This window comes from Candidatus Kuenenia sp. (genome assembly GCF_039794105.1).
Taxonomy (GTDB): domain Bacteria; phylum Planctomycetota; class Brocadiia; order Brocadiales; family Brocadiaceae; genus Kuenenia.
The window spans coordinates 64427-84330 of sequence record NZ_JBDIWA010000011.1 but is presented as its reverse complement, the minus strand read 5'-3'; the positions used below and the strand labels follow the sequence as shown (position 1 = coordinate 84330).

General features: G+C 38.8%; 20 protein-coding genes, 1 tRNA gene and 1 pseudogene. 15 read left to right on the top strand and 7 right to left on the bottom strand.

Features of this window, described 5'->3' with window-relative positions; translation table 11 throughout:
* Positions 1-3: 3 nt before the first annotated feature.
* The 7 genes from ABJL82_RS07845 to ABJL82_RS07815 all read left to right on the top strand — a co-directional run bounded on the left by ABJL82_RS07845 (position 4) and on the right by ABJL82_RS07815 (position 7317).
* A complete protein-coding gene (locus ABJL82_RS07845; RefSeq protein ID WP_347274173.1) occupies positions 4-399 on the top strand; it encodes a transposase in 396 nt (131 codons plus the stop codon).
* A 569-nt stretch (positions 400-968) separates the two neighbouring features.
* Positions 969-1042: transfer RNA gene (locus ABJL82_RS07840), tRNA-Arg, on the top strand.
* A gap of 12 nt (positions 1043-1054) precedes the next feature.
* A complete protein-coding gene (locus ABJL82_RS07835) occupies positions 1055-1696 on the top strand; it encodes a histidinol phosphate phosphatase domain-containing protein (protein ID WP_347274172.1) in 642 nt (213 codons plus the stop codon).
* Between the two features lie 13 nt (positions 1697-1709).
* Positions 1710-2360, top strand: a complete 651-nt coding sequence (locus ABJL82_RS07830; protein ID WP_347274171.1) for a tetratricopeptide repeat protein — start codon at positions 1710-1712, stop codon at positions 2358-2360.
* Positions 2357-3364, top strand: coding sequence for an RluA family pseudouridine synthase (locus tag ABJL82_RS07825; RefSeq protein ID WP_347274170.1), 1008 nt, complete (start codon positions 2357-2359; stop codon positions 3362-3364). Before ABJL82_RS07830 ends, ABJL82_RS07825 begins: the two co-directional genes overlap by 4 nt.
* Before the next feature lie 144 nt (positions 3365-3508).
* Entirely contained in the window at positions 3509-3742 is a 234-nt protein-coding gene (tatA, locus tag ABJL82_RS07820; RefSeq protein WP_099326339.1) for a twin-arginine translocase TatA/TatE family subunit, read from the top strand.
* 968 nt (positions 3743-4710) lie between these two features.
* Positions 4711-7317 carry an AsmA family protein gene (locus ABJL82_RS07815; protein WP_347274169.1) on the top strand — a complete coding sequence of 869 codons (2607 nt, stop codon included), beginning with the start codon at positions 4711-4713 and terminating at the stop codon, positions 7315-7317.
* A 69-nt stretch (positions 7318-7386) separates the two neighbouring features.
* On the opposite strand, the gene larE is transcribed toward ABJL82_RS07815, so the two are convergent.
* Positions 7387-8196, bottom strand: coding sequence for an ATP-dependent sacrificial sulfur transferase LarE (gene larE, locus ABJL82_RS07810; protein ID WP_347274168.1), 810 nt, complete (start codon positions 8194-8196; stop codon positions 7387-7389).
* A gap of 65 nt (positions 8197-8261) precedes the next feature.
* Positions 8262-9170, bottom strand: coding sequence for a quinolinate synthase NadA (gene nadA, locus ABJL82_RS07805; RefSeq protein ID WP_347274167.1), 909 nt, complete (start codon positions 9168-9170; stop codon positions 8262-8264).
* A 550-nt stretch (positions 9171-9720) separates the two neighbouring features.
* Here nadA and ABJL82_RS07800 point away from each other — a divergent pair.
* From ABJL82_RS07800 to ABJL82_RS07790, 3 genes and pseudogenes are all read left to right on the top strand, one after another.
* Positions 9721-10140, top strand: coding sequence for a hypothetical protein (locus ABJL82_RS07800; RefSeq protein WP_347274166.1), 420 nt, complete (start codon positions 9721-9723; stop codon positions 10138-10140).
* Positions 10141-10148: 8 nt separating this feature from the next.
* The gene (locus tag ABJL82_RS07795) at positions 10149-10832 is read left to right on the top strand and encodes a hypothetical protein (protein ID WP_347274165.1); all 684 of its coding nucleotides are present in this window, start codon (positions 10149-10151) and stop codon (positions 10830-10832) included.
* Positions 10814-12631: pseudogene (locus ABJL82_RS07790) on the top strand (DNA translocase FtsK). The gene ABJL82_RS07795 and the pseudogene ABJL82_RS07790 overlap by 19 nt, the downstream one beginning before the upstream one ends.
* 253 nt (positions 12632-12884) lie before the next feature.
* Here ABJL82_RS07790 and ABJL82_RS07785 read toward each other — a convergent pair.
* The 5 genes from ABJL82_RS07785 to ABJL82_RS07765 all read right to left on the bottom strand — a co-directional run bounded on the left by ABJL82_RS07785 (position 12885) and on the right by ABJL82_RS07765 (position 16237).
* Complete coding sequence (locus ABJL82_RS07785; protein ID WP_347274164.1) at positions 12885-13271, bottom strand: clan AA aspartic protease; 387 nt, start codon at positions 13269-13271, stop codon at positions 12885-12887.
* Positions 13272-13762: 491 nt separating this feature from the next.
* Complete coding sequence (locus ABJL82_RS07780) at positions 13763-14074, bottom strand: type II toxin-antitoxin system RelE/ParE family toxin (protein WP_347274163.1); 312 nt, start codon at positions 14072-14074, stop codon at positions 13763-13765.
* Entirely contained in the window at positions 14071-14277 is a 207-nt protein-coding gene (locus ABJL82_RS07775; RefSeq protein WP_347274162.1) for an addiction module protein, read from the bottom strand. Before ABJL82_RS07775 ends, ABJL82_RS07780 begins: the two co-directional genes overlap by 4 nt.
* Positions 14278-14352: 75 nt before the next feature.
* Positions 14353-15441 carry a hypothetical protein gene (locus ABJL82_RS07770; RefSeq protein ID WP_347274161.1) on the bottom strand — a complete coding sequence of 363 codons (1089 nt, stop codon included), beginning with the start codon at positions 15439-15441 and terminating at the stop codon, positions 14353-14355.
* An 82-nt stretch (positions 15442-15523) separates the two neighbouring features.
* Entirely contained in the window at positions 15524-16237 is a 714-nt protein-coding gene (locus ABJL82_RS07765) for a methyltransferase domain-containing protein (RefSeq protein WP_347274160.1), read from the bottom strand.
* A gap of 416 nt (positions 16238-16653) precedes the next feature.
* On the opposite strand from ABJL82_RS07765, the gene ABJL82_RS07760 reads away from it, so the two are divergent.
* The 5 genes from ABJL82_RS07760 (at position 16654) to ABJL82_RS07740 (ending at position 19870) form a co-directional block, all read left to right on the top strand.
* A complete protein-coding gene (locus ABJL82_RS07760) occupies positions 16654-16890 on the top strand; it encodes a hypothetical protein (protein ID WP_347274159.1) in 237 nt (78 codons plus the stop codon).
* A gap of 183 nt (positions 16891-17073) precedes the next feature.
* Complete coding sequence (locus ABJL82_RS07755; RefSeq protein ID WP_347274186.1) at positions 17074-17301, top strand: phage integrase N-terminal SAM-like domain-containing protein; 228 nt, start codon at positions 17074-17076, stop codon at positions 17299-17301.
* Positions 17302-17754: 453 nt separating this feature from the next.
* Positions 17755-18513: a hypothetical protein gene (locus tag ABJL82_RS07750; RefSeq protein ID WP_347274158.1), complete on the top strand. Its 759-nt coding sequence runs from the start codon at positions 17755-17757 to the stop codon at positions 18511-18513.
* 113 nt (positions 18514-18626) lie between these two features.
* Positions 18627-19058, top strand: coding sequence for a hypothetical protein (locus ABJL82_RS07745; RefSeq protein WP_347274157.1), 432 nt, complete (start codon positions 18627-18629; stop codon positions 19056-19058).
* A 332-nt stretch (positions 19059-19390) separates the two neighbouring features.
* A complete protein-coding gene (locus ABJL82_RS07740; RefSeq protein ID WP_347274156.1) occupies positions 19391-19870 on the top strand; it encodes a hypothetical protein in 480 nt (159 codons plus the stop codon).
* The last annotated feature ends 34 nt before the right edge of the window (positions 19871-19904 follow it).

The window sequence follows — 19904 nt, the reverse complement described above, 5'->3', positions numbered from 1 at the left end:
CGATTGAGTCAGTGTACAGTAAACGTCTCGGCAGTTTTCCCCTACGTTAAGCAGGTATTTTGCATTCATAGAATATTTACAGAAGTCAAGACCGGCAAAAAGACCGAGGAAATTGTTTACGGTATTACCAGCCTGACCCAACAAAAGGCAAGTCCCAAAACCATTCTTAAGTTTTCCCGCGGACACTGGTCAATAGAAAATGGACTTCATTATGTGCGTGATACCGCTTTCCGTGAAGATCATTCTCAAATACGCACGAAAAATGCCCTAAGGGCAATGGCTTCTTTGAGGAATCTTGTGGTTGGGCTTTTTCATTTTTTCCAGGTAACAAATATTGCAAAGACGCTCAGAAATTTTGCGGCAAGACCTTTTCTTTCACTTCAAATGCTTCGCTGGTAATGTAGAGAACAAAAAAGCACTTTATTTTTTACTCTCTCTCTCTCTCTCTCTCTCTCTTTCGTTATTACAGGGATAATCACGCTCCATTTTGCTTGTTTTGCTCATTTTTGTCCATTTATATGAGAACTCTATCGCCTTTTACTTTCTTCTCCACTTATTGACAGGAGCTTTTGGCACAAATTCTTGATCCGCGTCTTTCGTAGGGTGACTTTGACGTTGCCGTGATAACATGGTATTATCATGTGAAATAAGGGGAAGAAAAAGGTATATTTTCTGTTCTTTTTTGTATCATTTAAAATCTTTCAAAATCGTTTTTTTCGTGTTATTTTTGGCGTCATGCAGTAAAATTCCCTTCTGGACATTTGATATATTTTTCTACCTCATTATTTTTCAGTTTCAAATTTCATGAGTATTTTGTTAATATAACCACGATTGAAATTTTGTAGCGGCCTGGAAAGAATTATTGATAACAAATGCATGCCAAAAGCGGTAACATGCTGTAAGAAACTGCATAAAAATATTTCAATAAATACTGTAATTTATTGTTAAACTGTGACTTATATACTAATGCGCCCGTAGCTCAGAAGGATAGAGCAACGGTTTCCTAAACCGTAGGTCGGACGTTCGAATCGTCTCGGGCGCATTAAAAATACTTATGATAGATTTGCACACACATACGCTATTTTCCGATGGGGTACTCCTGCCTTCCGAGCTTATCCGCCGTTGTGAGGTAAAAGGTTTCCGCGGTCTGGCCATTACCGATCATGCAGATTACTCTAATATTGATATTGTAATACCTAATGTATTAAAAGCATGTCAGGAAATAGCATCTACTACCAGGATGAAGGTGTGCGTAGGGGTTGAATTAACGCATGTCAGGCTGGAACATATAAAATTAATGGTGCAGAGAGCCAGAGAGTTGGGTGCGTTCATTGTTTTGGTTCATGGGGAGACAATTACGGAACCCGTTATTCCGGGCACAAACAGGGCGGCAATAGAGGCTGGCGCCGATATTTTGACGCATCCCGGGCTTATTTCCGTGGATGATGCTCGTTTGGCGAAGGAGAAGGGGGTAAGGCTTGAAATATCCGGCAGGAAAGGCCATGCGTACGCAAATGGCCATGTCGCCAAAATGGCAAAAAAGGTGGGGGCAAAGCTTGTTATCGGTTCAGATTCCCATGCGCCGGGTGATTTGCTGGACCGTGCGTATGCTGAATTGATTATTCGTGCAGCAGGGTTGGATGATGATGATATTGAAAATATTTTTAGAGAAGCAGAAACTTTAATTGATTTATAAAAGAGAAAGAAAAATGACTGAAACAAAATCTGATATACTTGGGGTGTTAAATAAATATAAAATTTTTATTGGTATAGGCGTTGCGGTTGCTATTTCTATTGCAGCAGTGACGGTAACTTTAGTTAAAGCAAAGTCCAGAAAAGATGAAACCGCATGGCAGAGTATGTGGAGAATCAATAGCGATCTTGCAATGGCTGCTCAGGCAGGGAAAACCGAAAAAGATAAAAACGAGGCATTGAACAATGCCATTGAATCATTCGAATACATCGAGGAGGCTTTGGCGTCTTCCGGCACAATGCCATGGATATTATTTCAGAAGGGCAATGTTTATTATGAGTTGAAAAACTATGATGAAGCGATTCGTACTTATAATGATTTTTTGCAAAGATACAGCGGCCATCCCATTGCTTTTCTGGCGAAACAATCGCTGGGATATGCATATGAAGAAAAAGGACTTTTAGAGGAAGCCGGTAATCAATTTAATGACAAGCTGCTATCGAATAAGGTTTTTCTTTTAGCGCAACAGGGGTGGGACGCAGGCCGCTGCTACGATAAATTAGGCCAAAAGGAGAATGCCATTCTCAATTACAACAAGGCAGTGGAGATAGAACCGGATAGTATTTGGGCGTCTCTTTCGCGGTACCGTTTATCGGTAATCAAATGAATATAATGCTGCAGGAAAGCCAGGCACACGTTAAAGAAGTAACATTGGAAATAAAGAGGGTCGGTGAAAGTAAAAGAATAGACAGATTTATTTCTTCCCGCTTTCCTGACTTTTCGAGGACGTATATACAAAAACTAGTAAAAGAGGGCGCAATTGTCGTAAATGGAAACGTTGTCAAAAGCAGTTATTTCATAAAAAAAGGCGATGTGATTTCCGCTACCGTTCCTGTGCCGGAAGAGACCAAAATTACTCCGGAAGACATCCCTCTTAATATCATCTACGAAGATGATTATTTAATGCTGATTAACAAACCATATGATATGGTAGTACACCCTGCGGGAGGACATCCTTCCGGTACTCTTGTGAATGCCGTTACTTTTTATTGCCAAAATCTCTCTCAGATTAACGGACCCCTTAAAGCGGGTATTGTTCACCGGTTGGATAGAGATACAAGCGGGGTAATGCTTGTGATAAAAAGCGATGCCGTACACTCCCATATTGCAATGCAGTTTGAGAAAAGACTTGTGAAAAAGGAATATTTTGCAGTTGTAGAGGGCGAGGTGGCATTTGATTCCAATGAAATAAATATGCCGATAGGGCGGCATAGAGTGGACAGACAAAAGATGGCGGTAAGAAGGGATACCGGAAAAAACGCAACTTCCGTTTACGAGGTAATCGAGCGTTTTCGAGGCTATACGTTGGTGAAGGTAATGCCAAAGACGGGGAGAACACATCAAATTCGTGTTCATATGCAGGCAATAGGGCATCCGGTTGTTGCGGATGAAATGTACAGCAAATACGATGCTTGTTTTCGCTCGGATTTACTTGGTAAGGAAAGGGCTCCTGACGAAGAGTCAATAATTGAAAGACAGGCGCTTCATGCACACAGAATTGAATTTTTCCACCCGATTCTGAACAAACAAATGGCTTTTCAGGTAGATATGGCGGAAGATATCTCTTTTTTGGTTAGCGCACTTCGGGAATTAAGGCCATTACGGGAATGAACAAGAAAATGCGAAATGTGTTTATATGATAAAATGTTTAATAAACGATATTTCTAAAGTAATTTTGAAAATAAATATATTGATTTCTAATAGTCTGGTAGTATATTTTACTGACGTTAAATTTTTATAGAAGGAGTTATTGATATGTTTGGTATGCCAGGTGGTTGGGAGTGGATTATCATCCTGATTGTGGCAATTCTTATCTTTGGGAAAAGACTTCCCGAGGTAATGAAATCCTTGGGGAAAGGAATTGTCGAGTTTAAAAAAGGGGTAAAGGGAGTTGAAGACGACGTGGAAGACGTCAGCAGCAAGTCGCCACAGTCAAAGAAAAAAATAGACATCGAGAATGATACTGCAAAGCAGGAAAAAAATAGTTAGTTTTATTTTGAAAAAGGATAATAAAAATGCGTGATAGAAGAAGACAAAGATTAGGCTGGAAGAGTAAGCGGGCAAATCATGGAAGAATGGGTACAAAGGGAAGAAGGGTAGGCAGGTACAAGTAATCAGAAGGCGCTTGACGATGCCGGCCTTTTTGTTTGTATGAAACGTTTCAGGAACAGAAATATGTTGCAGTGTAAATTTTGATGCAGGAACAATTGATAAAGTAATAATTTTGTTTTTTGAAAAATTCCAATAATAGCGATGTTTGCTGCACAGTGAGGGGCGAAGCATTTGCCATAAATTGTCATAAAGGTGTTAATACCCAAACTGGCAAATGCTTCGCCCCTACTTTTTCAAAGAACTAAATTATTACGAAAAAAAGGTATTTGTATTTTGCCACAATAAAGTAAAGATTTATCAATAAAACCGGGAAAAGACGCTGCTTGCCTTTTTTTACTTTCTGTTCAAGATCAATTCACACCTTTAAAATCATAGAGAGGCAGGATGTGCGCCTTGCGGTTTTCTTGCTACACACCTTTGACGTTTGCTGCAAATTCACTGAAAAGCGCACAGAAATGCCAAAAATCCGATACTATTAAAAAATGCGATGTGTACCAGTTGTAACCGTTTGTAACACTTTAGTTTTTTGAAAAACTGCGACAATGTAGTTTTCCGAATAACTTTTTGAGTGAAATGTAGGGTGCGCCCTACTCGCTAAATTCAACCCCATGCTCCCCCCGCCCTGACCTTTATCCAAGTAGATTAATTTTTTGGAAATGACATATGTCTTGTCTTACGAAGCTCCAAAATGTTAAATTTTATGTCCAAATGGCAGTAAGCATTTAGTCGGGGGCGGCATCTGTCTGGAAACACATAGCATTACATAACACTGCCCCGAACATAACCTGGCTTCCTGCCGGACAGGGGTATATCTTAACGTGGTATTACGCGGGAGAATATTTATAATGCGGAAAATAATAATCATACTTTCATCTGTTTTTGTTTTTCTTTTAATAGCAGTGATTGCAGCGCCCTTTGTAATTGACCTAAATAAGTATAAAGACAGGATAATTACACTTGCAAAGCCCTATCTGAATCGGGAGTTTGATTTTGCGGATATTAAACTTACCCTAATCAGCGGCCTGGGGGTAGAAATCAATGGACTGCGTATTGCGGACAATCCGGAATTTGGAAGTGAAGATTTTCTGTCTTTGCAGAGTCTTCGCATAAAGGTGGCGCTGTTTCCGTTATTAAAGAAAAAGGTACAAATCAAAAAGTTGATCATGGATGAACCTGTTGTGCGTCTGGTTCGGAATTCAAATGGGGAGTTTAATTTTTCTGATATGGTAAGTGATGCCGAAGAAGATGAAAAGCCGCAGGCAAAGGATGAAAAGAGGAAAGAAAAAAAATCAGGGAGTGAAAAAAAACCTGATAGCGAACATAACATTTTTCTGGCGGGATTAATGGTTTCCCAATGCGCCTTACACAGTGGGCAAATACATTTTTTGGATAATTTTGTTCCTGAAGCGCCGGTGACGATGGTTTTTGACTCATTAAATATAGAATTAAAAAATGTGTCTTTGTATAAACCGATACGGATATATGTATCAGCCGGTTTACAGGGGATGACAGAGCAAAATCTTCTTATAAAGGGAATGGTTGGGCCAGTAGGAGAAAATATGGATATTGGGGGTCTTGCTATGGACATTCACGTTTCCGTACAAAATGTATTCCTCCACAAATTTGCCCCCTATATTCCCGATGGTTTAATGTTATCCCCCCTTGAAGGAATATTGTCTATGACGGCAAATATGAAGGGGTCTGTTCATTCAGGATTGGATTTAGAGTCTATGATTCAGGGCGAAAAACTTGTAATGTCCATAAAAGACTCTGATGAAAAAATACAAAACTTAAATATTACACTGAAAGAAAAGATCAAATATGATGACAGAAAAGGGGATATCGGTTTTCAGCAATTGGATTTGGCGTTGAATGATAACAATGTTTCATTGACGGGCACTATAGAAAATATAAAAACAGATCCGCAATGGGATGTAACCCTCATGGCAAAAATGAATGCACTTGACGAAGCGTTAGCACTATACCCTGTCTTTAAAGAAGCGTTGCCGCAAGATTTCCGATTCACAGGACCTTTAAACATGGAGATAACTTCAAGCGGAAGTATGGATGCTATGCAAATATCCGGGCATACGGAGATGACGGGAGCGGAAATACTCTATGGAGAGGTATTTAAGAAACAAAAAAATATCCCATTTCAAATATCGTTAAAAGCAAATAAAATTGCAGATATTACCCAACTGGAAACTTTTGTGGTTAATTTGCAAAATGCATCCCTTAATAGTTCTGGCTCGATAGAGGGTCTGGCAAACCCTCGTTTTGATTTGGAGAGTACCACGAATGAATTTTCGTTGAAGGGATGGGATGCAATTGTTCCTTTGTTGAAAGAATATGAACCGGAGGGTTCAGTTAGTATTAAGAATTATATGAAAGGCAATTTGGATGACGCATTCGTGAATCTGCACGTTTCATCCCCGAAACTTTTGTTTAAATTCCCCGCATCTTCTGAGAATAAAGAAGATGAAAATACGAAACAACGCAAAGATGTTGCCGAATCGATTCGTTTTGAACTATTGGCAAAGAAGCTAGCGGACAATATCACTGCGGACGGGGGGCTTGAAATGGGAAAGGGGACTGTATTGGATATTAATTTTGAAGAAGCGAAGGGGAAATATAGTTTTCAGGATGATATTTTGAAAATACAGAGCTTTCAAATGCGTACCTTTGAGGGAGATATTTCACTTACAGGAAACTATGACTCCAAAAGCATGCAGTGGGATGCAAGCCCTATAATAAATACAGTAAGGATAGACGGAGTTGTTGATGCTTTTACTCAATACCGCGGTATGATGAAAGGGGTTTTTTCCGGATCGTTTGACATGGGCGGTTCTCTGGGGAAAAACGATAAAATGGTAACGAATGCTAATGGGTCGTTTCGTTTGTTACAAGGAGAGATCGAAAACGTAAATTTTATGGAAACGATAATAGATTCTCTTTTGGGGATAAAAGAAATTTACAAATATGCAGGGGAAAAGAAAGATGTGCTGGAGAAATATGAGGTAACACGATTTGATTCTCTCGATGGTGAATTTTCTCTTTTAAATGATATGCTTGATTTAAAAAAGTGTTATCTGGAAAATATTTATACCCCTGATGCGCCAGGTTCAGATGCAAAGCTAAAGGGGGATATCAATGTTGATACCGGGACCCTTGATTTAAACGGCAAAGTTATATTGTCTTCGGAACATTCAGAAAAGTTGACCAAAAAAGCGAAACCATTAAAGGCGCTTCTCAATGAAAAGGGGAATATTGTCCTGCCCGTTACCATTACCGGGACGATGAGTAATCCAAAACCCTTGTTGGATACAAGTTATGTACTCAATGCGATGATGAATTATTACGGCAAGGAAGAACTCGAAAAGGGATTGGATAAGTTAAAAGAAAAACTTGGTCTGGAAAAGCTTGGTTTGGAAAAGTTGTGGCAAAAAGATTAAAGATTAACACTGATTTAAAAGAAGAGAAGAACAGACCGTTCCGCTAAGGCGGATAAAGAAGTATGCGCTTTATTGTTTAAGCACCTCATTCATACTGCCGCTACGGTATCCTTCTATATCAAGAGTGACGTACTTATATCCTATTTCCTTGAATGTATTGATTAATTCCGTCCTTTTGCCATTTTGTAATAATTTGGGAAAGTCTTCCGGCAGAATCTCAATTCTTGCTATGGTATCGTGATGCCTGACGCGAAATTGTCGCAGCCCGATGCTTCGCAAATAATCTTCTGCGGCGGCGACGAGAACTAATTTGCCTTCAGTAATAGCTTCTCCATAGGGGAAGCGGGATGACATGCAGGCGTACGATGGTTTATCCCAGTTTGAGAGATTGAGATAGTGTGATATTTCGCGTATATCAGATTTTCTGTATCCGAGATCCTTTAAAGGGCTGCGTACGCTGAGTTCCTTTGCAGCTTCAAGCCCGGGCCTGTGTTCACTTGTGTCGTCAAAATTGGCACCATCCGCAACATTTTTGAATCCCCGTGCCATTGCAATGTCTTTTAGTTTTCCAAATAATTCCGATTTGCAAAAATAGCACCGGTTCGTGGGATTTTCAGCAAAGCCCTTAATATTAAGTTCGCTGGTATGGATGGTCATATGGGAGATACCAATCTCCTTTGCTATTTTTGTCGCCTCTTCATATTCAAAGGCGGGATATGTTTCTGAACGGGCAGTGACTGCCATGGCTTTTCCGCCTAAAACATCAAAACAAACTTTTGCGACAAGCGAGCTGTCCACTCCCCCTGAAAAAGCAACGACAACACTTTCCAATGCCTCTGCATAGTCTCTTAATTTATTAAGTTTTTCTTTCGTATCCATACTATTCAACGGTGATAAAATTTTTAATTTCAGCAAGGTGTATTTGAATATATTCCACTGAAAATTTACGATAAATCCAGCATTTTTTGGATAGCGGAATGTGCCTTTTGCGCGATATCCTCAGCGACCTTGACTTCATATACAAGGTCTTCCAAAGCCCACAATACCTTTTCCAGGTTAATGAGCTTCATATTGGGACAATCGGAAAGCGGTGTAACTGCGAAAAATGATTTTTGCGGGTTCTCTTTCTTTAGACGATGTAAAAGACCGACCTCAGTTCCGATTATAAATTTGCCTGCACTGGATTCCCTGCAATATTTTGCGATTCCTGTCGTACTTGCAACATGGTCAGCCAGCTCAATAACATCAGGTGTGCATTCAGGATGCACCACGATTTTCGCCTGTGGATGTTCCTTTTTTGCCTTTACAATATGTTCTGCCAGTATCCTGTGGTGTGTTGGGCAGTAGCCCTCCCAAAGAATCATGGGGCGGTTGAGCTGTTTTGATACATACCCTCCCAGACTCTTATCCGGAACAAATAGTATTTCCTGTTCTTTGGGAAATGAAGATACGATTTTTATTGCGTTAGATGACGTGCAACAGATATCGCTCTCAGCTTTTACTGCGGCGGTACTGTTTACATAGCAAACAACTTTTGCACCGGGAAACTCCTTTTTTTTCAGAATAAGTTCCTTCCGGGTAATCATATTTGCCATCGGGCAGCCTGCATTTTCATCAGGCAAAAGCACCAATTTGCCGGGACAAAGAATTGATGCAGTTTCTGCCATGAAGTGTACCCCGCAGAAAACAATCATTTCCGCCTCAGTTTTGGCGGCCTGTTGTGATAATCCCAGGGAATCCCCGGCGAAATCGGCAATATCCTGTACTTCACCCCTTTGATAGTTGTGCGCAAGTATTATTGCATTTCTTTTTTTCTTTAATTCTTTTATTTTATCTATTATTAATGTAGTCAAACTGTAGGTGTTTTGTTGATGTTCTTGTATTGAGGTATCTTTTCATGTCAGTGTTTCTTTCTGAAAAACATTGGCGTAAACACTATGAAAATGAATAATAACACAGTATGATGCGATTTTAAATACTTTTTTTATGTGACTCTTTCGCCAAATGAAACAATTGCTCCCGATTAATAGCCGGGAGCAATTGTTTCATACGAGTGGTTATAGGCAAAAGGGAATATGTTGCGTTTTTTTTCAATTGGGCTTTCAAAGATTAAGTAAAAACAATAGAAAATACATTAATTGGATAGTAAAATACGATTATTCATTTTTACTTTAGCATCAAGTTAGGCACGTAGTTGTCCAAAAAGTACAGGTGGAGAAGTATCACCACAAAAGGTGTTTTAAACCCATTTGTGGTGATAGCCAGTTATTATACAGGCTTAATGGGGGGGATAAATTTGCAAAAACTTACTTTTTGGACAATCCCATGCCACTCCGAAAACCGCTTAAATAAAATGGTAAAAATCCGGAGCTTGTGAGGTCTTTTGGGATAGTGATTGAGAACATGGTGAGTACATGTCCAAACCAGATGACTGTAGTAACGGCAAATCAGCATGTCTGGGAAAAGACAATCCTGGCGTCTATGGAGGAGGCCCATAAACATAGATTTCATAAACGTTTTGAGCTTGCAGGAATAAATAAAGAACAGGGTAAAGAGCTTATTCAACAAAGACTGCATCTCTTTAATCCCGGCAGCGCAGAGGTACAACTTTTTGCTGATGAAAAATGGTTCAATAATTTATTTAAAGACAGTACCCAAATAGGGATTCGCCGTTTTATAAATGCGTGCAGGGATCAATGGGATATTGAAAAAAACAGAGAAGTTAAAGTATCGTCACTTGAATATTATTTTGAGAAAAGTTTAGAAGATATCAGATCACAGCCAAAAAGACATGTTTTTGTCCGGATATCCTGTATTGGATGATCTTTGAAGTGTCTAAGGGCATTACCGGAATTACGGTAAAAAAACATAAAACAGAAAAGGGATATTTTTCCATTCACTGGTTATTCAATACTCGTTCTATTATATTTGGATTAGAATCGGGTTCCAATAGTATGAGATGGCGATCAATTGTAAGGGAGGCGAAAAGATACACAAGATCTCAAACGGGATTAACAGCGGTCATGGTGCGAACGTTTGAGTTGCCGAAGATACCCAAACCAACGTGGAAAATAATCGGGTCAGAAATAGAAGAGGCTAAAAAAGAGTTTTTCAATATAGTAGATTTAAAGAAAGATATGGTGATAAATATTTATGCTGCTAATGAACTTTACAGAGATGCGGTAGAAGGTGACATACCATATTCACGCGATGAGGTTTTATCATTTATAAGAAAAAGGTTTACGTGGTTTTGGGATACAATTATTGGTGATCTCTCAGCCGGAATAGAAAAGGAAAAAAAAGATGAAGATAACATAAGTCCGGCAGAACGTGTTGTAGATGAGATTACGGCACATATCAAAAAGGAAAAGGTGTTAAGTTTAGACGAATTACTCATGAATTTGTCAAAGTCATTGGATAAAGAAAAGATTTTAGATATTTGTACGAAAACTCCGCAAATAAAGGTTTATCAAAGTCCCCGTATGACTATATTGCAATGGCAGTCAAATCGATAACAGTAACAGAATTAAAACATGCCTGTCTGGACAACGATTGGAAAGACAGATGGCTTGCAGGTGAAAATCCTCCGACAACTCCTAAGCATCCTCCAAATTCAATAGCTGTTTACGGAACCAAATTTCACAACATCGTGAAGAAATTTTTAGATTGGTTATCACTGCCAGAAAATAACACCATTACCGTGAACCTCAAAGACAGGTATTTGATCTGGGATGAAATGTATACCAGATTTGCAGAGAGCGAGATAAACGAAGAGCTGAATAATAACAAATTAGAATCTGCGCACTATCTTGCAAAGGCATTAAAGGCCTTCTGTGATCGTACTGTTACCTTACGTGATCAAATAATGAATTTTCATTCCTGGAAGGATATATATTTAACGAATGAGTTTCACATAAAGGATATCCAGTATAAGGTCGGTGATCATTCCGTTTTTGTTTCCGGCCAATTGGATTCGGTAAGGGTATATCCTGCACGAGGAATTGAAATTGTAGATTACAAACTTACGAAAGGCGACAACAGAGGGCATGACCTTTTACAGTTGGCTATTTATGCAGAATTGTTAAAAAAGCTAAAACCTGAAGTTACATGTAATGGCGCCCTTGAATATTATGAACCGGATTTTCGGGAAGTTGTTGTAACACATAAAGAGCTTACCGAACTTTTTCATAATAGTGTTTTGCCGGTTTTGCATGAGCTGGCAGGCAAGGAAATGGGCAAATGTGCACGTGTAGAAAAAAATGGCATAGATGAATTTGCCACAAAAATTAAACAAACCTATGCTGATTTCGGGCTTAAAATCGAAATAGTTGATAAACAGGAAGCGCCCCAACTGGTGCGATATAAAATAAAACCGGATTCAGGGGTGAAAGTTATTTCATTGGCAAACAGGGCTGACGATTTACAGGTCGCATTAAGTTTAAATTCAGCCCCCAGGATAGAACCTTCAGTGGGCTATGTATCCATTGATATACCAAAAGAAAGGCCTGATGTCATATATTGGAGCGACAGGGGAAAACATCCGGAAGATGCAAAAGGGAATGAATGTGTTTCTTTTCCAATAGGGGTAGGTGTGAATAACGAGATGTTTTTCGCTGATTTCGCAGATTCCAATACGGCTCATGCACTGGTTGCAGGGGCTTCAGGCAGTGGTAAAAGCGAATTTTTAAAATCACTGGTAGGCTCATTATAGAAAAAGAACAGTCCGGAAACCCTCAAACTCTCTCTAATTGACCCAAAAATTTTGACTTTTGGAGCATTAAAGGCCTCTCCTTTTTTGGCAGAACCGGTTATCCATGATGTTACAGAGGCTATTGCCTGTTTAGAGAAGGCGGTACATGAAATGGAGAACCGCTATAAACAGTTGGCGGAAGAGGGATTTAAGGATCTGGGCAGTCGCATAAAAGCAGGGAGAAAAGACATTCCCTTTTATATTATTCTTTTTGATGAATTTGCAGACCTGGTGCTTCAGGGAAAAAAGGAGAAAGAGGCATTTGAAAAACTGGTTGCCCGATTAGCGGCGAAAGGCAGGGCAGCAGGCATTCATCTAGTGCTCGCCACGCAGAGACCGGACAGAAACATCGTGACCGGCATTGTAAAGGCCAATCTGCCCTTAAAGATTTGTATGAAAGTGACCACTGCCACCAATTCAAAAATTATCCTTGACCATGCCGGTGGGGAATTATTGCTAGGCAGAGGCGACTTGCTTTGTGATCGGGGAAAAGGAATTGAACGCGCACAGTCTCTTTACATCTCACAGGACGAGCTGCTGTCTCTGGCAAAAATTTGCAAATAATGAAAATATGACCATGTTCTTACTTATACGGTTATGTGGTATGTTATATTCTAAAAATATAATGGGCAAACACGAAAAGCTTCTGATTCAAATTTTACGCGGAACTTCAGATGAAAACATTCCAAATGAGCAAATATGAAATAATTATCTACTGGGATATCTAAAGAAGATAAAATGAATAAACGATTAGAAGAACTTAAATCGCTAATCAAGGTGTGACCCGTTGTTTTATGCAGTGCAGTGCATGGCATTGTTATAATTTTTTTGCAATAGAAGTAGCTATGTTAGGACTCAAAGGATTTACGGCAACCTCCCTTGTCTTTGGAATAACAACTAAGTCCATATCTTCCATTGGAATAGCGCCTAATAAGGCTTGATCTCCCATTACCAGCGCACCACAAAAACCAGTACGATTTTTAAATTTAAGTTCTATGGGACCTACATAAGGGACAAGTTTTTCACTTCCGTCTGCAAGTGTTACATCTTTTTTATCTATCTCTTCTAGTTCAAGCTGAATTTTTAAATGTTCCGGAATACATAAGTGAACAGAACCAGTATCTGCAAGTGCATCAACTTCAATAGGAGTTAGGTCAGGTTTTCTTGGATTTTTTAATATGATTTTTGTATTTACTAATCCCATTTTTCCTTTCCTTTTTTTAATTATAACAATAATTATACAGTCTGTATAAAACGGCAAACACAGACTGTCTCGATATATAAGAGATTGCCGTATCTTCTTGTTGAGAGTTGTAACTTGTTTCACATTAAATACTTCCTACCTATTGGCCAAATAGCCCATTCCGGTTTATACAGACTGTATAAACCGACCTACAGCCCATCGACAGGACTCCGGACACCGTGACCTCCTTTTTTGATCCACAATCAGCAATAAAATCTATTCTAAACTTGCCGCAAATCGTAGCAACTTCTACTTGTTTCTGGAAAGCAATAGACGTATTTAAATATTTGATTATAGTTAAAGCAAATATGTCCTCCGGGGGACTTTCATAAGGAGGGTCATAAAATGGCCGTTCATTTATATGTGACAAAGAGATCAAAGATAGCTTCCTCATTTTAATGGCTAACATAATAATCAGGTGCGCCGCCTTTTGCGTCACCTGAATTAAATGGTTAGCTTTTTCTTTTTCCTAATTTACTTTGTATCAAAGATTGATTGCGTCTCATATCTAATATGGCAACTACTTCTACAATATCTTTATCTATTTCATAGTAAATAGCAAATGGAAATCTTTTTGAAAACATTCGATAAAACCCAAACTTTTTACTATGAATTCCACTATAAAATTTTAAACTTTCAAGATCAGAAATCAGACAATCAAAAAAATAATCACCAACACCCTTTTCTTGCAAATCATAAAAAAGCCTTCCTTCTTCCAAATCTACAGTAGCTTCTTTTAAAAGAAATACCGCCCGTTGCTTCATTTGTAATTACCTGCTTTTAAATCCTCCAAGGATATGAATTCAGCCTCCCCTTTTTCAATTTTCTTTCTTCTAGATTCAAGTATTTCTTTGTGCCATTCTGGTGATTCGATTTCATTTTCTTCATGACACAATGAATCCCATAATTCTTCCATTGCTTGTAAACGCTCAATAATAGACATCTTTTTTATTTCAGTTATCGTCATAATGTATCTCCTTATTTATAGAAAGTTAACGCTATGCATAAGCGGTTGACAGCACGTCAGTGCTGGCAATCCGTCTCAATGCAATTGTTGGGCTATTGTTTTATTATATTCTTTTACTAATGCTTTATTAAAACGTTTTGCAAATGTTAGCTGCATTTCAATATACTTTTTGTGTTCCTCTGTAAGTGAGTCCGTTATTAGGGTAATGCCCATCATATATATTTGAAAATCCAAAGTTTGATTAACAATTTCTTCCTCGATAATATCTCTATCTAATCCCTTCTTAGGAATCCATGATTTATTATGGCTCTGTGAATAGTTTATTATTTTCCCATTATGCTGCAGGTAAATACAGCCAACCCCATTATGCCAATCCAAACTGTTACTCCTAATATATTCGTTGTCATAATATTCATTTTTTAATTCATCAGAAAACTCTGGACTACTAAACATTGGTTGGTAAATTTGTTTACATGGATCCCATATTGACTTCCTGATTAAAGGGTACATTACCCTATTCCTTGAATGATCTAAATCAACAGCAACTTTTTTTATTGTAGGGTCATATAGTTGTGTCTTTGGATATGGAAATCCAACTCTTCGGGAAAATAAAAAATGACTAGATAAATTAAAAAAATAATATTTATTAATTACTAGTGTAAAACAAGAGGGATAATATTGGAATGCAGGAGTGTTAGATGCAATAAATGAAATTCTTTCCATATCATCATTTGCTTTATAAATAGCAGACATTCTATCATAAATACCCACTCTGAAAGTAATATGATAGTTTGGCTCTATGTCAGCTGCATTGTTGTCCAAGTAAAAAAAAGCTAACCATAATCCAATTCTTACTTTGTCAAGCCAATCAAAAAAAGTGTTAAAGTCTGAAGCTGATAATGGGTTGTCGTTCAGAATGTTTTCTATAATTGGCTTTGCTTTTGATTCAAGTTCACCAAATTTTGAATTACATAATTGGCATGAGGGAAATTTAAATTGATTAAACGCGTAACTCCTTAGGGGGGAGTCTGGGTTGTTAAAATCTATCCCTAAGCTAATTTTTCTTGCAGAATCACCAGTTAACTTTATGAGCCACTGGGGAATAACATGCTCCATGTTCTTCGAACGAGGAGTTTTCCCACAAAAAATACAGAATTTTTCCATATGGATTTATTTGATAAAGAAGCCCAACGTTTGAATTCACCGGCCTGCGCGGCTTTTCGCGCAGGTCCGGTGGAATGAGAGGTTAGACATCGCGGGTAGCCACCCAGCCGCCGAACAAATAGGTTTGATAGAACCGCAATGGAGTAGCAAACCCTGCTTCGCGTAACAGAGCAACCAACTCACTTTCTGGAATGAAGGCTACATCTCTTTCAACGTGGGCACGGTCTTGAACCAATTCATCGGCGGAAACACCGTGGGATGCGTAGGACAGCAGCCAAGCGTTCAACAACCTCGCAAACTCAGGAGAGTCTCTATCCCCGAAGAGATCAGCGAGGATAAGCAAGCCGCCAGGTTTTAGGTTTGCTGCGATGGAACGGAAATAGGCGAGCTTTTCTTCTCGACTCTTGATGAAGTGCGCCACGAAGACAGAGGACGCTGCATCAAACGGAGCGGACGACTGATATTCCTGCAACCGACCGTTAAAGAAGGTGACCCGGCTCGCCATCCCGGCTTTCGTCGATCTGGCCTGACAAGCGTTAAGCATGTCGGGTGAGACATCTACAGCGACAAAGCGCCAAGACGGAAAGGATTTGCCGAGAGTAACTATTTCCGCGCCAGTGCCGGCCCCGGCCGAAAGAAAACTTGAATTCTCCGGCAGTCCTTGAAGCCACGGCACGATCATTTGGTGCAAGGCGTCGTAGCTTGGACAAAACAGGCGAATCCTACGGTCGTACTTCGCCGCAAGACTTTCGTCAAAGTGTGTTGTTGCGTCGAATGGTTCGGATGGCATAGTCATGTTATGTCTAACCAGTAATTGATAAGTTTATAGATAATACCAAATTAATTTCGCCATAGCTTTCTATCTAGTGATTTTTCTTCGAAAAACAGATAGTTTTTATAGATAATTCATTATTTTTGTGTATTATTTGCAACAAGTCGAAAAAAGTAACATTTTTGTTGATATTCCGCAAGAGGTTTCTTTTGCATATTCCACAAAATATTGCGATTAAGTTTGATTCTATTCTCATCCATAAGGGAATTTCCAATTACGATTTACAATTTACAATTTACAATTTATTTTGTCTGTAAAATCTGTAAGTAAAGATACACCATGGCATGTCCCTACTTTGCGTCCTTTGTGGTTAAACTCTCTGAACGAGCATCATAACTTTAGAAAATGGCTTCGTTATTACCTTGACTTCTGTAAAGAATATGAATTTTTCTGAATCTAAAAAGGAGAGTGTTTCGCAGGTTATAAAAAAATTACAGGAAAAACATCAGTCTTCTCAACAACAGAAACAGGCAGCCCTTGCCATATCTCTTTACTACTCCATAGTCCGGTCCGATTCTGAAGACAATCTTTTAGTTAGTGAAAATGCGCAGGAAAAGTCGCAGCCTTCGCGTAAACAAAAACAAACCGCCCAACGTTTTCTCGCCACGATTCCATAAGACAGCCCGATTCTCATGATTTCATTCATGATGGTAAGAAAAGCTATCCAGATTTTCATAAAGAATTGCAGTGGAAAGATCAACCGGTTAGTCTGCAAAAACAAAGCACTCAATTCGTCCCCAACAATCATTTTATCGTAACTCCTGTTTCTGTTGATTCAAAAAAGGCGATTGCTTTTGAAAGTGCCAACGGAGGCAATACATGGGTTAAGTGCCTTAATAAAGATTAAACACTATTCTCCTAAAACCTTATGGGCTTATACACATTGGATTAAGAAATTTCAGGGATTTACCCGTAATAAGGATATTCAGTCCCTGTCGTCTGTGGAGGTGAAGGATTTTATGGAATATTTAGCGGTCAAACGTAAGGTGGCGGCGTCAACACAGCAAATCCAGGGACGCCATATTTAATTATTTCCCTTTATCCCCATAATAATCTGAAAATTAAGTATGGCGTCCCCAGATTGATCAGATAAACATTTGATTTTATTACTCCGCATTTTCCCCCATCATCCTAAAAGCAAGAGAATTTCTGACTGACCCTCTAAAGCAAAAATAGTCCTTAATTTACCCCAGAATCCTCTCTAATTAGAAAAAAATCTCTCCTTAATGTTTCGTCAACAAATTATATAAATACTCATCACTACAATAAGAAAATATTTTTCAATATGTGACTGATATCATATCCGGAGCTTGAAAATAATGATATAGTCCTCTGCTGAATACGTTTTTGCAGGATTATCAAGAGAGGAAAAATTATTTTCATTTGTGTGACATGCGTCGTAACGCAAGGTTAAGAAAACTGATATAGTCTGTTTCAGAATGTGATAATTTTCAACAACTTTTTAAAAGGAGGAAATAGTCATGAAAAGGTATTTATGCGCAGCAATGATTGGTTTGGGTATTATGGCTTTTGCAGGATATAGCGCCGAGGCCGGGAAACACAAAAAGGATTACTACGATAAAATGGAGTATACGGACGATTATGGAGACAAAGAAAGTGAATACGAAGAGCATGAAGAAGGCAACTACTACAATGAGTATAATGGAAACCATTCAGGTAAAGACGAATCCAGTAATGATGAAGAATATTTTGCTCACATGATAGATGAAGACTCTCAAGATTCTGAGAAATGTGAAGGGCATGAAAACCATGAAACCGATGAAGGCTACCAAGACTACAACGAAGGTGATAACAAAGGCGATGATGAAGGATATTTTACTCACACAGTTGAAGGCGATGATTTAACCACAACGCCGGATAACGCGGATGATATAAAGGGTAAAATAGACGAAGGAGATTCCAAAGAGTTTCAACTTGCCGCCAAGGCAATGATTTCTTCAGATCATATCGTAGTACTTATTTCCGTGGGCTATAACGGTACGCCGCTTGATTTTCTGCCGGATGATCACTTTGCCACTGATACGAACGCGCAGATTTCATACCCGGATGGCGTTATCGTAGAAATGACTGATTTTAAAAATGTAGGCAGAGGATATTATCAGCTTACACTTGAAGCCTCTGAGATGTTAGACGGAATTGACTGTATAGTATTTCCGATAGAGGTTGACTGCCCGGATTCAGGTCTTTTCGGCAGGATTATCTTGGAAATGAAAAACTGAATTTTGCCGGATATTTATTTATCTGAAGAAAGGAGGGAAGATCAGGAATCAAATAGCTTGTGTTAATGGTTTTGTAGCGTCTGTATTTTAATTTTTTTTGAAAGGAGTTTGCCATGTTGAAAAAAATATTTTTTAGTTTGATAGTCGGTCTGTTTTTAACGATCTTTACACTGTATAGCAGTAAAGTATCTGCGGAGCCAAGTGGCATTTTTGCAAATCAATTGACTGTCAAGGCCGAGGGTTCCAAGGTACCGTCTCTTGAACACGCAAATGCCGTCGTTTTCGTCAGTTTCAATGGAAACGCGGTTGATTTTTTAGAAGAAGAGCATTTTTCTACAAAGACGAACGCGCAAATTGTTCCTCCCGGCGGTGCGGCAGTGGAAATAACAGAGTTCAATAATCAGGGTTCCGGCTTTTATTATCTTAAGTTTGAAACGTTTGATGGTTCTGAATGGGGAGAAAACACCCGCATATTTCCCGTAGTAGTAGAATTTCCAGACTATAATATGATTGGAAGGGATATTTTGAAGATAAAGCAGGATTAATTACTCATAATTTAAAACCGAAAAGCCTGATATGTTTATTCATAACAAACGTATCAGGCTTTTTTTGTTATACTCAACGAGTTCACAAAATGTGAATCCTGAAATGCTATAACTATTTATGATAACAGAGGTTAAATCTAACCATAGAAATCCCTATTTGTGAACTCTTACAGTATATACGAATTTTGTGTGATATTTTTTCAGAAAAAAACGTTTGATTTAGAAAAAGAAAATTTTTACCGCCTTTTTGAATGTATGTATCTTCGACAGCTTACCACGTGCAGTAAAAATAAAAATGGTAGCTCAAGGCTATAGACCTCCGTTATGAGGATGTGGAAGAAGAGCCGCAAGAACCATGGGCAAGTTCCCTGCCGGAACTTTGCAATTGGAATAAAATTATACAAGAATCATCCTTTGATGATTCGGGATTATACCGTCAGGATTTTGAAGATGATCCGGTTTACCGTCTGTTTAAGCCTTTTGTGCATAATCTTTTTGAATGTCTGAAGCAGGACGATCTTCATCGGGTCAAAGAAAGCAAAAGCGGGGTTACTGAGATGCGTTCGCCTCTGGATCACTATTTAGTAATTCTTGCCCTCAAGGCACAGGTGCGAATATCCTCATGTGGCGTCCAGGCTGAAGACATCGGACACGAAGCGCCGAGAAAAGGTGTTTATCTGTTCGCCATGGAATGCCTGGAAAGGATTGCTGAAGCCATTGAGAGATTCCAACGTAAACATCTTTATCATCTTGCTGCCGAAGCACGAAATATCAAAAAACAGATTGAGAAGATACTTGCTGAAAACTTATAGCACCTCCGAATATTTAATATATGGGTGTACTCCA